This window comes from Microbacterium sp. LMX7-1.2, from assembly GCF_040675935.1.
In the GTDB taxonomy this organism is placed as follows: Bacteria; Actinomycetota; Actinomycetes; order Actinomycetales; family Microbacteriaceae; genus Microbacterium.
In genome coordinates, this window is record NZ_JBEGIL010000001.1 from 2088580 (window position 1) to 2102782 (window position 14203).

Annotated in this window: 12 protein-coding genes; 8 read left to right on the forward strand and 4 right to left on the reverse strand. The window is 70.0% G+C overall.

Going from position 1 to position 14203, the window contains the following annotated elements; translation table 11 throughout:
* Positions 1-79 precede the first annotated feature (79 nt).
* Together murJ and MRBLMX7_RS10155 are read right to left on the reverse strand one after the other, a co-directional pair.
* Positions 80-1699: a murein biosynthesis integral membrane protein MurJ gene (murJ, locus tag MRBLMX7_RS10150; protein WP_363368149.1), complete on the reverse strand. Its 1620-nt coding sequence runs from the start codon at positions 1697-1699 to the stop codon at positions 80-82.
* Positions 1696-3822, reverse strand: coding sequence for a DUF6049 family protein (locus MRBLMX7_RS10155; protein WP_363368151.1), 2127 nt, complete (start codon positions 3820-3822; stop codon positions 1696-1698). The genes murJ and MRBLMX7_RS10155 overlap by 4 nt, the downstream gene beginning before the upstream one ends.
* Positions 3823-3920: 98 nt before the next feature.
* On the opposite strand from MRBLMX7_RS10155, the gene MRBLMX7_RS10160 reads away from it, so the two are divergent.
* The 3 genes from MRBLMX7_RS10160 to MRBLMX7_RS10170 all read left to right on the forward strand — a co-directional run bounded on the left by MRBLMX7_RS10160 (position 3921) and on the right by MRBLMX7_RS10170 (position 7536).
* Entirely contained in the window at positions 3921-5450 is a 1530-nt protein-coding gene (locus MRBLMX7_RS10160; protein ID WP_363368153.1) for a DUF7059 domain-containing protein, read from the forward strand.
* A gap of 29 nt (positions 5451-5479) precedes the next feature.
* Positions 5480-6535, forward strand: a complete 1056-nt coding sequence (locus MRBLMX7_RS10165) for an LLM class flavin-dependent oxidoreductase (RefSeq protein ID WP_363368155.1) — start codon at positions 5480-5482, stop codon at positions 6533-6535.
* Between the two features lie 164 nt (positions 6536-6699).
* On the forward strand, positions 6700-7536 hold the full coding sequence (locus tag MRBLMX7_RS10170) for a hypothetical protein (RefSeq protein WP_363368157.1): 837 nt from the start codon (positions 6700-6702) through the stop codon (positions 7534-7536).
* 46 nt (positions 7537-7582) lie between these two features.
* Here the strand turns inward: MRBLMX7_RS10170 and MRBLMX7_RS10175 are convergent, their stop codons facing one another.
* A complete protein-coding gene (locus MRBLMX7_RS10175; protein ID WP_050723564.1) occupies positions 7583-8182 on the reverse strand; it encodes a TetR/AcrR family transcriptional regulator in 600 nt (199 codons plus the stop codon).
* Positions 8183-8277: 95 nt separating this feature from the next.
* On the opposite strand from MRBLMX7_RS10175, the gene MRBLMX7_RS10180 reads away from it, so the two are divergent.
* The 5 genes from MRBLMX7_RS10180 (at position 8278) to MRBLMX7_RS10200 (ending at position 12435) form a co-directional block, all read left to right on the forward strand.
* Positions 8278-8973, forward strand: a complete 696-nt coding sequence (locus MRBLMX7_RS10180) for a GOLPH3/VPS74 family protein (RefSeq protein ID WP_363368159.1) — start codon at positions 8278-8280, stop codon at positions 8971-8973.
* Between the two features lie 68 nt (positions 8974-9041).
* Positions 9042-9626, forward strand: a complete 585-nt coding sequence (locus MRBLMX7_RS10185; RefSeq protein ID WP_363368161.1) for a small multidrug efflux protein — start codon at positions 9042-9044, stop codon at positions 9624-9626.
* Positions 9627-9678: 52 nt separating this feature from the next.
* Entirely contained in the window at positions 9679-11703 is a 2025-nt protein-coding gene (locus tag MRBLMX7_RS10190; RefSeq protein WP_363368163.1) for an MSCRAMM family protein, read from the forward strand.
* Positions 11704-11779: 76 nt separating this feature from the next.
* Positions 11780-12094 carry a ribbon-helix-helix protein gene (locus tag MRBLMX7_RS10195; RefSeq protein WP_422655930.1) on the forward strand — a complete coding sequence of 105 codons (315 nt, stop codon included), beginning with the start codon at positions 11780-11782 and terminating at the stop codon, positions 12092-12094.
* Positions 12091-12435 (forward strand): type II toxin-antitoxin system PemK/MazF family toxin, encoded by a 345-nt coding sequence (locus MRBLMX7_RS10200; RefSeq protein WP_363368167.1) that lies wholly within the window; start codon positions 12091-12093, stop codon positions 12433-12435. Before MRBLMX7_RS10195 ends, MRBLMX7_RS10200 begins: the two co-directional genes overlap by 4 nt.
* Before the next feature lie 6 nt (positions 12436-12441).
* Here MRBLMX7_RS10200 and MRBLMX7_RS10205 read toward each other — a convergent pair whose 3' ends face one another.
* Entirely contained in the window at positions 12442-14199 is a 1758-nt protein-coding gene (locus MRBLMX7_RS10205; RefSeq protein ID WP_363368169.1) for an alkaline phosphatase family protein, read from the reverse strand.
* Positions 14200-14203 lie beyond the last annotated feature (4 nt).

The window sequence follows — 14203 nt, forward strand, 5'->3', positions numbered from 1 at the left end:
CGAAGCGTTGCTGAGACGTCGGAAGACGCTCGACTGGTTCAACCCATGGTAACCGCGCGGCATTCCCGCGCGAGAGGTCTCAGCGTCCCGGCAGGAACCGGCGCAGCAGGGACCCGGCGACCTTGAGCTCGGGGGAGCGCAGCAAGGCGAGGATCAGCAGGTAGACGACGACCACGGCCGCGCCGATGATGCAGGTGCCGATCGCTCCCTGGAGCTTGTCGGCGGTGGTCCAACCTTCCGTACCGCCGAGGAGCAGGAACACGCCCCAGCCGGCGAATCCGGCGGGAATGCCGGCGATCGCGAAGCGCGCCACGGCCGAGAGCCAGGACCGGATCTGCAGTCCGCCGATCTTGCGGTGCAGCAGCCACGTCGCCACCACGACCTGGATGGTGCTTGCGATCGACTGGCCGAGCGCGATCGTGGCCGCGAGAGAGGTGATCCCGATCACATCGGCTGCGAGCATCCGCTGCGCGGCGAGGGCGCTCAGCACCACGAGCGCGCTCTGGAACAGCGTGAACCAGAACGGCGTGCGCGTGTCGCCGTAGGCGTAGAACGTGCGCTGCACGATGAACAGCACGGTGAGCGGGATCAGGCACACGAGGAAGCACACGAGCACGAGCGCCGCGTCCTCGGCATCCGAGGCCGCATTCGTGAAGATCCGGGAGGCAGGTATCGCGGCGGCGACGACGGCCGCGACCGCCGCGACGATGAAGAACAGGAGGGTGCGGATGCTGCGCGCGATGTCGGCCCGCACTTCGTCGTCCCGCCCGGCGGCCGCGTGCTCGCTGATCTGCGTGAAGTACGGGGTCCCGATCGACAGCACGATGATCGAGTACGGGAGCATGAAGATGAGCCAGGCGTACTGGAAGGTTGCGACGGAGGCTGCCAGGTCCGATGCTTCGGTGAGGATGCGTGTCTGCACGAGCCCGGCGACGAGGCTTGCGACCGCCATGAGGAAGGTCCAGCCGGCGAGCTTTCCGACGTTACCCAGGCCGACTCCCCGCCAGCGGAAGTCCGGGCGCAGGGCGAGACCCGTGCGCCGCCAGAAGACCAGCAGGACGACGGCCTGCACGACGATGCCGAGCGTGGCGGTGCCGCCGAGCGCGGCGATCATGCCCGGTGTCCATTGCTCGATCCGCGTGAGCGGTGCGCCGAAGAGCGCCCCGATGATGAGGAACCCGATGATCGAGACGATGTTGTTGACGACCGGCGCCCACGTGAACGGCCCGAAGATGCGGCGGGCGTTGAGCGCCTCGCCCAGCAGCGCGTAGAGGCCGTAGAAGAGGATCTGCGGCATGCACCAGTAGGCGAACGCGGTCGCGAGCGCGAGGAACTCCGGCGTCGCCTTCTCACTCGAGAACAGCTGCACGAGCCAGGGCGAGGCGATCGTCGCGACCGCGGCGACGGCGACCAGCACGACGGTGCCGAGTGTGAACAGCTTGGAGATGAAGGCGTTGCCGCCGTCGGCATCCGCTGTCGCTTTGACGATCTGCGGGATGATGACCGCCGTCAGGACTCCCACAGAGATCAGAGAGAAGACGCTGTTGGGGAGCTGGTTCGCGATCGCGAACGAGTCCGCGGCACCGGCGGCGACCGAGCCGATCACGCCGACGAGGACGATGGTGCGGACGAGACCGGTCACCCGCGAGATCAGGGTCCCCGCGCCGATGATGGCGCTCGCGCGCCCCAGACCGCTCACGAGCGCTCCTCCGCGGCGGGCGACGAGTCCACGGCATCCTGATCCGTTGCCTCGGAGGTCTCGCGCTCGCGACGTCGCCGCACGACCGTGCGGATCGTCCCGAGTCCGAGGAGCAGCACGATGAGACCGCCGAACACCACGAGGCCGATCGTCTCCCACTCGGCGCGGACGGACACCCGGACGCTCTCGACCTGGCCGATCGTGGCCCCGGTCGGGCTGGAGAGCTGCAGGCGCAGACTCACCTCGCCGCTGCCGACGCGGGCCGAGACGGGAACCTTGATGCGTTGCGTCGTGCCGGCCTGCACGGTGGCCTCCTGCGGGGACTCGACCTCGAGCCGGGGGTCGCTCGGCGACACCGACAGACGCACGTTGACAGGCCAGGGGAGGTCGTTGCGCACCGCGAACGGCAGGTCGGCATTCGCCGAGAGGAGCTGGATGGTGCTGCCGGGCGGGATGTCGACGGCGTTCAGCGTGTCGGCCGTGGCGTCCTCCACGGCCTCGACGGCCTCGTCATGAGCGGTGTCGCCCAGGCCGACGCCCGAGGCGCGCATGATCTGGATGCGCTTCGGGCTCAGGAGCAGCTGCGGGTCGTCGAGGAGTGTCGCGAAGTCTCCGAGCACGGGCTCACCGGCGAGCATCCGCTGCAGGTCGGCTGCCCGCTCGGTGTCGGCCTCTGAGGTCAGAGTCGTCACGGCGGGCTGCGCCGCGAGGATGCCGGTGAGGCCGAAGCCCAGGGTGTCGACCGCGCTGATCGTCTCCTTCAGGGCGTCCGACGACCGCGTCTCATCGCGGGACAGACCCACCAGGACGGGAGCCTCGGTGCTCGCCCGGCCCGACAGCGACAGATGCGCGCTCGCCTCCGCCAGGAGCGCCTGACGCGCGGCGGAGTCGTTCTCGCTCGCGGCGCGGGACAGGGCGCCGGAGGCGGCGGCATCCGTCACGAGGACGTCGTGCCCGTCGATCGACGAGTGTCCGCCGATGGATCCGCTGGTGGACGAGGACGAGAGGATCGTGACCGTCGAGTCGCCGAAATAGCTCGCGAAGGTCGCGAGATCGGCGTCGACGAGGGAGCTGCGCGGCCAGATGACACCGGCGGTGGCACCGTCGACGGTCGTCAACGCGTCGTCATCGGGAAGCACCGGGCCGTCCGTCGGAGCGGGGGTCGGCGCCGGCGAGCCGGTGGCGTCGGGTGTGGGCGTCGCCGGTGTCGCGGTGAAGCGGCTCGGGTCGAGGAACGGGGCGAGAGTCGTCGGACTCAGCGGGGCCGGGAGTCCGGCCTGTGCCTGCGCCGTGAGGTCGGCGTCGCCGAACTGCAGGGCGAAACGCTCATTGGGGAGCGCGTCCAATCGACGAAGCCATGCGGTCGCGGGTTCGGGGGCCGCGGATCCGAGCACGCGGATCGCTGCGGGGATCGCGGGGTCGATCGCGAGCACAGCCGAGGTGCCCGAGACGCCGTCGAGCGCTGCGGTGAGCGCACCGTCGGCCGCGGTGAGTGTCGTGAGCTCCTCTGCGGACAGCAGGGCACCGTCCGCAGGCGTCGCGGTGATCGGGATCACGATCGCGATCGGGCCCGCCGCGGGGTCGGACACGACGAGCACAGAGGTCGAGACGACGGGATCGTCGTCCGCGTCGTCGGTCACTCCCGAGAGGGTCGCGCGCAGGGGGTACACACCCGGCGTGAGGCCCGCGAGAGCTTCGGCGGGAATCAGCAGGGTCGAGGCGACGGTGGCGTCGGGCTCGACCGGGGATGTGGTGTCCGTGCCGATCTGCGCGAAGGCGCCGGCGGTGTCGGCGTCGTCCAGCCACGCCGACAGTGCGGCCTCGTCGCCCAGGGGAGTGCCACCGAGCTCGACCGTGATCCGTCCGGACGACAGGGACGCGTCGGAGCCGTTCTGCACGGTCAGGGAGGCTGTGGTGGCGCTGCCGGGTGTGACGGTGCCGCGTGTCCCGGCGGAGACGGTGAGTTCGACGGAGGGATCGTTCGCGTCGGTCGCCGCCGTGGCGGTCGTGGCTCCTGCGGCGCCCGCGGCGCAGAGTCCGAGCACCGTGGCGACGACGACGGAGCGGCGCGCCAGGCGGAGAAGGCGCGCGCGCAGGCCGTTCTCGGGGATGCTCGCGGTCATGGAGGTCTTCCTCGGGCGCCGGGAGTCCGGGCCGCTCGTGAGTGGTGACCTTGTGATTCTAGGCGTCCACGCGGAGGAGAACCCTGAAGGCGCGTAGAGTGACGGCCGTGTCCGACACCCCCGCGCCCGTACCCGATCAGACCCTGAGCACGGCTCTCGCCGCCGATCTCGACGCCGCGGACCTCCGCTCCGAGCCGCTCCGACGCCTGTGGGGCGAGGAGGCCGACGACGCGCTTGCTCGCGGCATGCGCGAGCCGATCCTCCGCGCGACGCGTGGGGACGACGGCATCCTGGCGACCCTCGGTCGCCTGCTGGTGCTGGGGATGCGGCAGCCGACGGATGCCGTGGCTCGGGCGCTCCCGCGGGTGGGAGTCGACGGTCTCGCTCGCCTCGGTCTCGCGCGTCTCGAGGGGGACGACGTCGTGCCGACCGCCCTGGTGCGCCCGCAGTCCTTCGTCGACGCCGACGGCATGGGCGAGTGGTGGATCGCGAGCGACCTCGACGAGGTGGCGCTCGACGGCGCTCTTCCCGCCGACCACGTGCTGGGGGTGGGAGGAGCTTCGCGCACACTCGCGGAGATCATCATGCCGGTCGAGGTCGAGCGCGCTCTGGATCTGGGCACGGGATGCGGCATCCAGGCGCTGCTCGTCGCGCGCCACGCGGGATCGGTCGTCGCGACGGACATCTCGGCCCGCGCTCTCGCCTACGCCGAGCTGAACGCGCAGTTGAACGGAGTCGGGAACATCGAGTTCCGCCGGGGGAGCATGTTCGAGCCGGTGGCGGGGGAGGCGTTCGACCTGATCGTGTCGAATCCGCCGTTCGTCATCACGCCCCGCGTCGAGGGGGTGCCCGAGTACGAGTACCGCGACGGCGGTCTCATCGGGGATGCCCTGGTCGAGCAGTTCGTGACGACGGTGCCTTCCTTCCTCACGGTCGGCGGCGTGGCACAGCTGCTGGGCAACTGGGAGTCGCGCGGAGGTCAGGCGGCGCTCGCGCTGCGGGCGGGTCTCGATCGCCTGGCGTCGTGGGTGCCGGCCGATCTCGACCTCTGGGTCGTGCAGCGCGAGGAGCTCACCCCGCTCGGCTACGCGGAGCTGTGGATCCGCGACGGCGGCACGACCCCGCGCGACGCGGCGTTCACTCCGTTGCTCACGGCCTGGCTCGACGATTTCGCCGACCGTGGTGTGACGGCCATCGGGTTCGGCTACATCCTCATCCGGCGTCCGGTCGGTGCGGCGTCGTTGCGCCGTCTCGAGAGCGTGACGCAGCCGGTGTCGAACGTCGGCGGGGCGCTGCGCGCCGGCCTCGCGGCGCACGACCTCCTCGCGGACGGGCTCCCGATCTCGCTCGTGACGTCCGCCGACGTGACCGAGGCGCGGCATCTGCTTCCCGGCAACGACGACCCCAGCATCATCGAGCTGCGTCAGGGAGGCGGTTTCGCGCGTACCGTCTCGGTGGACTCCGCGCTCGCCGCGTTCGTGGGCGCGTGCGACGGGGAGCTCACGGTGATGCAGATCGCCGCAGCGCTCGCCGACCTGTTCGAGGTGCCGTTCGCCGACCTGTGGGCGGATCTGGAGCCGCGGATCCGAGCGCTCGTCGTGGACGGGTTCCTCCTGCCGGCGGAATAGCCGACGGCATCCATGCGTTCGAATACATCATGAAGGCTTTCGGATTCCTCTCCTTCGGGCACTATGCAGACGTGCCCGGCTCGGCGACCCGCACGGCGGGCGACATGCTGAAGCAGACCATCGAGATCGCCGAAGGTGCAGACGAGCTCGGCGTGAACGGCGCCTCCGTGCGCGTGCACCACTGGGCGCGCCAGGCCGCGTCGCCCATGCCGCTGCTGTCCGCCATGGCCGCACGCACCGAGCGCATCGAGGTCGGCACCGGCGTGATCGACATGCGCTACGAGAACCCGTTCCAGTTCGCCGAAGAGGCCGCGGCGCTCGACCTCATCGCCGACGGTCGCATCGCGCTCGGCGTGAGCCGCGGTTCACCCGAGACGGCTCTGCGCGGCTACGAGACCTTCGGCTTCCGCGACGAGGAGGACCCGGAGCGGGGCAGCGTGCTCGCCCGCGAGAAGTTCGACCTGTTCCTGCGCGCGATCGACGGCGAGGGGCTCGCCCCCGGCGACCCCCGCATGGTCGGTGCGGGACGCTACCTGCAGATCGAGCCGCAGTCGCCGACCCTGCGCGACCACATCTGGTGGGGATCGGGGTCGCGTGCGACGGCCGAGGAGACCGGGCGCAAGGGACTCAACATGATGAGCTCGACGCTCGTCACCGAGGCGACGGGTCAGCCGTTCCACGAGCTGCAGCGCGAGCAGATCGAGCTGTTCCGCGCGGCGTACAAGGAGGCCGGCCACACCGGCCGTCCCCGCGTCTCGGTCAGCCGCAGCGTCTTCCCGCTCGTGTCCGACATGGACCGCGCCTACTTCGGGCTGCGCAGCGAGGAGAACGCCGACCAGGTCGGCGTGATCGACGGATTCCGTTCGACGTTCGGCAAGACCTACGCGGCCGAGCCCGACGTCCTGATCCAGCAGCTGCGCGCCGACGAGGCCGTCATGGCCGCCGACACGCTGCTGCTCACGATCCCGAACCAGCTCGGCCCGGAGTACAACCTCCACGTGCTGGAGGCCTTCGCCGAGCATGTCGCGCCTGCTCTCGGCTGGAAACCCAACACCGAGGGGCCCGTACAGGGCGACCCGGTCTGAATCAGACTGGACGGGATCGAATGAGGGGGCGGATGCTGCGGCATCCGTCCCCTCGTCGGTGTTCTGGCGTCGGGATCAGGGGGTCGCGCCGAGGCGCTGACTGCCTTCTTCGTGGTGACATAGGCCGCGAGAACTGTCAGAGGGGCGACCACTAGCATGAGCCCATGACGGAACCCCGACAGATCGAGAATCCTGGCTCGAAGTTCTCGCAGGTGCTGGACGCAGCGGCGAAGCTGCCTGGGGTGAGGATCAACCGCGCGTCCTACCTCCGAACGGCGCTCACGCGCCACTGCACGGAAGAGCAGATTCGGCACGCAATCGCGGAGAGTCCCGCCGCGGCCGGTGTCCCGTTGAACCTTCTCAACGAGATTGCCAACACGTCAATCCGCTATGAGACGAGCAAGGTCACCGGGCTCTCTACGCTTGCAGGAATACCCGGCGGATTCGCCATGATCGGCACGGTGCCCGCTGATCTGGCACAGTACATGGGCCATATGCTGCGGATCTCGCAGAAGCTTGCCTACATCTACGGGTGGCCGGACCTCTTCGCAGAGGACGGTGAAGAACTCGACGAGGCCACAGAGGGCATGCTCATTCTCTTTGTCGGTGTCATGTTCGGCGTGCAGATCGCACAGAGCGGTGTCACGAAGGTCGCCGCCATGATCGCGGCAAATGTGGCGAAGAAGCTGCCCCAGCAGGCTCTCACTAAGGGCGTGCTATATCCGGTCGTCAAGAAGGTCGCGGGTTATCTCGGGGTCAACATGACCAAGAAACTGTTCGCAGGCGGACTCGCGAAAGCGATCCCCGTTCTCGGCGCGGTACTGTCCGGCGGCCTGACGCTGGGCACTTTCCTCCCCATGTCCAAGCGCCTGCAGAAACACCTGGCGAGCCTTGAGCTCACGAAGCCCGGTCACCGATCGCCGACGGAAGATCAGGATGTTGTCGACTACGAAGTGATTGACGACGAAGTCACAGAGGGAGTCGACGCCGAGGCGCGATAGAAGGGGCGGATGCTGCGGCATCCGCCCTCCTCGTCTGGCGTCGCCCTCAGGGCGTCGCGCGTGCGGGGAACGGCACGTCGAACACCGCGTCGACCGTCCGGGCGAGGGTCGCGGCCTCGTCTTCCAGGTGCGTGCTGCGGCGCGGTAGAGCCCGGGCGATCGAGAGACCGTCGACGACGGTGAGTAGCAGGTGGGTGCGGCGATCCGTGTCGCCCGGCGCGAGTACCCCCTCGTCCTCGAGGATCGCGAGCCACGCGCCCACGCGGCGGGCCGCCTGCGCCTCGAGCACCTCGTAGCCGGCGCGAGCCTCGGGGGTGGCGTCGGGGCCGGCGAACGCCTCGAAGATGCTGAGCCAGACGTCGCGCGCGGCGTCGGGCCCGCCGAAGGGCTCGAGCAGACGCTGCAGGCATTCGCGCAGGCGCTCACGCGGCGGCACCGAGGTGTCGCGGATCCGCTCGTCGGGCATCGCCTCGTCGTAGGTCGCGGTCAGGGAGGCGTTCAGCAGGTCGCGCTGCGTGGGGAAGTAGTGGCGCAGCGTGCTCGCGCCGATCCCCGCGCGGGCCGCGACCGCGCGCACGCTCAATCGTTCTGCGCCCTCGCGGATCATCTCCGTCGTCGCCTCGAGGATGCGCTCGCGTGTGCCCATGTCCGACCTCCCGGAACGAGTCTAGAGGCTCAGCACAGCGTACTGGTACACCGTACCCGCACACTGTGCTAGTACAGTGTGCTAACGTGTACGACATGACCACCGACGACACCCGCGTACAGCGCACAGCCACCCTTCTCGCCGAGGACGTGATCCTCGCCCTGTTCGACCCGGCCGCCGGCACGATCGCGGGGGAGAACACCCTCTTCTACGTGCTGGGTGGCGCGGTGCTCGCCGACCTCTCAGCCCAGGGGCGAGCGGTCAGTGAGGATGCCGGCCTCCGCGGAGTGCTCGTCCGCGCCTCCGGCTACGCGCCCGACGATGAGCTGCTGCGCCCTGCGTGGGACTACATCTCGGAGAAGCCGCGCGGCATCCAGGGTGTCCTCGCCGGGATCGGCCCGACTATGCGCGCACCCCTGCTGGACCGTCTCGTCGAACACGGCCACCTCACTCGCACGGAGCGCCGGGCGCTCGGTATCTTCCCGACCACTGCCCTCACCGAGGGCGACTCCGGCCGACGCGCCGAGATCATCGCCGGGATGCGGGCGGTGCTCGTCGACGGCGAGGAGCCGAGTGAACGACTCGCGCCGATCATCGCTCTCGTCTCCGCGAGCGGCGGACTCCCCACCCTGCACCGCGAGATCCCCTGGTCGGGCGACGTCGCGACGCGGGCGAAGCAGATCGAGCGCGGCGACTGGGCCGGGGCCGCCGCGGCGGCAGCCGTCACCCGCACCATGCTCGCCGTCATCACGAACGCCCTCGTGGTCAGCGCCGTCGTCACGAACCGCTGATCCGTCCCGCACCGACACACCTCCGCACCGACACACCTCCGCACCGATCCGCCACCACTGGAGAGAACATGAACGTCTTCGAGTTCCTGCAGAACCTCATGTCCGAGGTTCCTCTGCTCGTCCAACCCGTGATCGTGGCGCTCGCCGCCGCCATCCCCTTCGTCGAGGGCGAGCTCGCCTCCGTCCTCGGCGTCTGGGCCGGGCTCAATCCCGTCGTCGCGGCCGCGGCAGCGATCGCCGGCAACTTCCTGTCGGTGCTGGTGGTCGTCGTGTTCGGCGCTCGGATCCGGGCGACGGTCGTCGATCGCCGCGCCCGCAGGAGGCAGCCTGTCGCGGTGGCCGCCGGCGCCCCGGCATCCGCGTCCGCACTCGCCGACGGCACCGTCACCGACACGGATGCGGATGCCGTCGCCGAGACCGAGCCGGATTCCAAGGGCGTCGCGCGCTTCAAGCGGTTCCTGGTGCGGTTCGGCGTGCCGGGTGCCAGCATCCTCGGTCCCCTCGCGCTGCCGACGCAGTTCACCTCGGCCGTGCTGGTCTCGACCGGCGTCTCCAAGCGCTGGGTGCTGCTGTGGCAGGCCGTCGCGATCGTCGCCTGGACGACCGTGACGACCCTCATCGCGACCGGCGTGCTGACGCTCGTGACGGGCTGACGGCCTGAGCCGACCCCTCCCCACCCAACCGGTATGCCGGTACTCTGGCCGCATGCGTGCGTCGAGGACAGCAGCACCCAAGACACGAGCAACTCCGACAGGATCGCGAGCGGGAGGCATCCTGGCGGGAGCCGTCGCGCTCGGGCTGGTCCTCGTGGGCGCCATCCCGGCGGCCGCGGCTACGACCACGACCTGGGCCACCTGGCAGCCGCTCGCCGGCACGGGCGGCGCGTTCACGTCGTCGGTGCGGATCGCCACCACGCCCGATCTCACCGCCGCCGTGACCAGCGACTCCCGCGCCGGCCAGGTCGGCGTGATCTCCGGTGCTTCGGTGTGGCTGGCCGAAGGTACGCCCGTCGGTGCGAAGTACGGGTCGAGCGTCGGGCAGTCGTACCTCAACCTCCGACCACGAGCCGACAACGCGACGAGTCCCTCCACCACGACCTACGCCTTCGCCACGGCGACGCCGAGCGCCGGCTGGGCCTTCGTGCTCGGCGACATCGACGCCGACTCCGTGCGCATCCAGGCGGTCGGACCTGACGGCCAGGCGCTCACCGCCGCGGAACTCGGGTTCCAGGGCGGCTTCAACTACTGCGCGCCCGGAGTGACCGGGAAGCCCTCGTGCACGGGAGACGCGGCCGACGTGCCCGCCTGGGATCCCGCGACCCTGACCCTCACCGGCAACGCGGCGGCGGCCGACACGAACGGGTCCTCGGCCTGGTTCGAGCCCAACGCGTCGATCAGCTCACTGTCCTTCGTCTTCACGCGCCGCGCGGGATTCCCCGTGTACCAGACCTGGTTCGCCTCGATCGCGCGCGACGTCACGGGCACCGTGACCGACCCCGGCGCGGTGCCGCGGGCGGGCGTGACGGTCACCCTCACCGACGCGAACGGCGCGGTCGTCGCGACCACGACGACCCTGCCCGACGGGACGTATACGTTCCCCGGCGTCGTGGCCGCACCCGGCTACACGGCCCGCGTGACGCCGCCGGACGGCACGATCGCGGTCGGATCGCCGACGCAGGAGGTCGACCTCACGACCGATGACGCGGTCGCCGACTTCCAGGTGCGTCCGATCGTGCCCGTCGCGGTGTCGGGGCAGGTCGTCGACGGCGACGGGAACCCGATCGCGGGTGTCACGGTCTCCGTCGACGGGACGCAGACCACGACGACCGACGCGAACGGCTTCTACATCTTCGACACCGTCGCGGTCGGTCCGCACAGCGTCGTCGTCACGCCTCCGCCGGGGTACTCGACCACAAGTCCGCTCCAGCCTGTGGTGGTGCCGCCGGGCAGCGAGGATCCGATCGAGGACGTCGGCTTCACGCTCGTCGAGAACCCGACCCTGAGCGGAACGGTGCTCGCGAACGGCGGCGGTGTGTCCGGGGTCACCGTCACGGCGACCGCCCCGGGCGAGCCCGCTCTCACGGCCGTCACCGACGCGAACGGCGACTACTCGTTCCCGCGGCTGCCGTCGGGGCCCTACGAGATCACCATGAGCACCCCGGCCGGCTACTCCGCCGTGGGTGCGACCACGCGCAGCGAGACCGTCTCGACGGTCGATGTGGCCGATGTCGACTTCGAACTCGCGCGTTTCGGTGCGTTCTCCGGCACCGTCCTCACCGACGACGGCGACCCCGTCAGCGGGGCGGTCATCACGGTCGATACGGGCGCGGGCACTCAGCAGCTCACGACGGATGCCGGTGGGGGTTACGGTCTCGGCGACCTGGCCCCAGGCACGTACACGCTCACGATCACGCCTCCCGCGGGGACGTCCATCGTGGGCTCGGCCACCCGCACGGTCGTGATCACGGCCGCGGGCGAGGTCGTCGTGGATCAGGACTTCACCCTCGCGGTCGACGAGGTCCCGCCGGTCGATCCGGGGACGCCGGGCACCCCCGGGACTCCCGGCACGGGCGACGGGTCGGGAACCGGCGGCGCGAACGGCGGACGGCTCCCGGCGACGGGTCTCAGCCCCGACACGTTCGTGTGGGCCGGCGCCGGTGCGGGCGTGCTCGTTCTCGGCGGCATCCTCTTCGCTGTGTCGCGACGCCGCGCTCGCCGCGAGGACGACTGACTCGGCTCACCGCATCTCGCTCTGGCATCCGCGCGCACAACTTCGGAGCACGCGCCCGACACGCCGCGACGAACGGATGCTGGGCGGCGTGTCGCCCCCGGCATCCGAAGTCGTGCCCGGCCGGGGCATTGTCGAGGGCCCTCGGTATACTTCGAGTATGACCACGACCATCAAGGTGAGCGACGATCTGCGCGATCGGCTGAAAGATCAGGCGGCGCGTGACGGGCTCACGCTCGGCGCACACCTCGAGCGCCTGGCCGATGCGGAGGACCGCCGTCGACGTCTGGAGTCGGTCAAGGAGGCGATCGCCCGCACCTCCGCATCCGGACTCGAGGAGTATGCCGCCGAGGTGGCGGAGTGGGAGAGCACCGACCTTCCCGCCGCGTCGTGACGGATCTCGAACTCGCGCCGGGAACGATCGCCTGGGCCTCGCTCGCCCCGGTCCGCGGTCGGGAACAGGGGGGCCATCGCCCGGTGCTCGTCGTCGCTTCGACGGGATACCTCGACGCGGTGACCACGCTCGTGATCGCCCTTCCGGTCACGACGAGTGATCGCGGGTGGCCGAACCATGTCGCCGTGAAAGGACCGAGCGGACTCGACCGGCCGTCGTGGGTCATGACCGAGCAGCCGAGGACGCTCGCTCGTGACGGTCTGACGGGGATCGCGGGCTCGGTGAACCCTGAGTGTCTCGCGGCCGTGCGAATGTGGCTCGGCGACTTCCTCGACCTCTGACCGTCGTCAGGAGCCCTTCGGAGGACCGAACAGCTCCTCCCCGTGCTCGTGCAGCAGACGATAGGCGTCGGCGAACGTCTTCGGCTCGGGCTCGTCTGGCCGTCCGTACTTCGCGATCAGCAGGCCGAGGAGCCCGCGGGCGGGCGGCGTGAGCGGCTTCATCTGCGCCTCGACGCCGTCCTGCGGCTTCTGCTCCTCGGGGTTCGGGGGAGTGTAGGCCGGGGTCGTGACAGGCCAGTCGGCCGGATGCCGGGGCTTGTCGAGGTTCACGACGTTGTCGAGCGTGTTCGCGGACTGGTCCCGGTCGTTCAGCGGCTGCAGACCGTGCAGGCGGGAGAGCGTCGCGATGACCGAGCCGTGGTGCATCTCATCGTGGATGATCGTGTTGCGGCGCGTGTAGGCCGATACCGCGATGGCCGGCACGCGGCACCCGAGCCGGTCGAACGTGAAGTCCATCTCGCCCGGACCCGTGTCCTTGGTGGGCTTGGTCGCGGCGGGTGGGGGCACGTGGTCGTAGGTGCCGCCGTGCTCGTCGAACGTGACGAGCAGCAGCGTATTGACCGCGTTCGATCCCTTCGGCGAGGCGCTCGTGCGCACCGCCTCGTACACGTCGTGGATCAGGCGGTCGCCGGCGCGGACGTCGGAGATCGCGCTGTCGAACACCTCGCGACCGTCGACATCGCTCTCCCGCGGCGACCCGAACGGCGGGTGGAAGTCGTTGTGGTCGTAGACCATCCGCGGCTCGATGAACGCGTAGGCGGGCAGGGTGCCGGCCTTCGCCTCGGCGTAGAAGTCCTCCATGAAGCCGAAGTGCTCGGTGCGCCAGTACTTCTCCAGCACGGCTGTGTGCAGCATCCCGGTGTAGGACACGAGCTGCAGCTTGTCGATGTAGATCTTCCAGCTGACCTTCTTGTCTTCGAGCCGGTTGAACACCGTCGGCGCGGCGGGGGCCGAGAGCCACTTGCCGAAGCCGGCACCCCCCTGGTTGGTCACGAAGCCGTGCGAGGTCGAGGCATGGAAGAACGAGCGGTTGCAGAAGGTCTGCGACGGGACGCCGGCGAACCAGTGGTCGAACACCGCGAACTCGCTCGCGAGGGTCGACAGCACGGGCAGCATCTCCGGCGAGAAGGAGCCCATAATGTGCGCGGCCTCTGCGGCGGCCGGCGGCTCGCCTTTGCGGAGGCGGCGGAAGTTGATGATGTAGTCCTCGAGGAACCCCGACATCGTCGCCTTCTCACCGTGCGTCGGCGCGTTGAACGGCGCGGTCATCTGCTCGGCGAACAGGTCGGCGTTGCCCTTCGGGTCGACCGTCCCGAAGATCTGCGTGTTGACGTGCGGGTACTCCTCACCCGGGTCCGGGTCGGGGTAGCTCATGATGCGGTCGGTGTCGCCCGTGTACACGTGCGCGTCGACCACGGTGCCGTCGGACGCCGTGTTGCTGTGCGCCCCGAACGCCAGACCTTCGAACGTCTCGCCTTTCGGCAGCGTCTCCGGCGTGTAGAGGTAGCCGAGCAGGTTGTCGAAGGACCTGTTCTCGCCCATCACGACGACGAGATGGTCGAAGCCGGGTTCGCTGCGCGGAGTGAGTGCCGAGAACGGATCGGGCTCGGTGGCGAACCCGTCACGCTGATTTCCGGCGACCGAGGCGCCGATCGCCGCGCCGCCGGCGCCGCCCACGACGGCGCCCGCGAGCGCCGCGCCGCCCATCTTCAGGAAGCCGCGGCGTGAGGTGTCGCGGGGGGCCTTCTCGTCGTCTGCCGTCACGTGC

What these genes read in the sequence shown, in the direction of transcription:
- MRBLMX7_RS10195 (WP_422655930.1), top strand. Translation starts at nt 11,780, where the DNA reads ATGCTGGGCGGCGTGTCGCCCCCGGCATCCGAAGTCGTGCCCGGCCGG.
- MRBLMX7_RS10185 (WP_363368161.1), top strand. Translation starts at nt 9,042, where the DNA reads ATGAACGTCTTCGAGTTCCTGCAGAACCTCATGTCCGAGGTTCCTCTG.
- MRBLMX7_RS10180 (WP_363368159.1), top strand. Translation starts at nt 8,278, where the DNA reads ATGACCACCGACGACACCCGCGTACAGCGCACAGCCACCCTTCTCGCC.
- MRBLMX7_RS10170 (WP_363368157.1), top strand. Translation starts at nt 6,700, where the DNA reads ATGACGGAACCCCGACAGATCGAGAATCCTGGCTCGAAGTTCTCGCAG.
- MRBLMX7_RS10165 (WP_363368155.1), top strand. Translation starts at nt 5,480, where the DNA reads ATGAAGGCTTTCGGATTCCTCTCCTTCGGGCACTATGCAGACGTGCCC.
- MRBLMX7_RS10190 (WP_363368163.1), top strand. Translation starts at nt 9,679, where the DNA reads ATGCGTGCGTCGAGGACAGCAGCACCCAAGACACGAGCAACTCCGACA.
- MRBLMX7_RS10155 (WP_363368151.1), bottom strand. Translation starts at nt 3,822, where the DNA reads ATGACCGCGAGCATCCCCGAGAACGGCCTGCGCGCGCGCCTTCTCCGC.
- MRBLMX7_RS10175 (WP_050723564.1), bottom strand. Translation starts at nt 8,182, where the DNA reads ATGGGCACACGCGAGCGCATCCTCGAGGCGACGACGGAGATGATCCGC.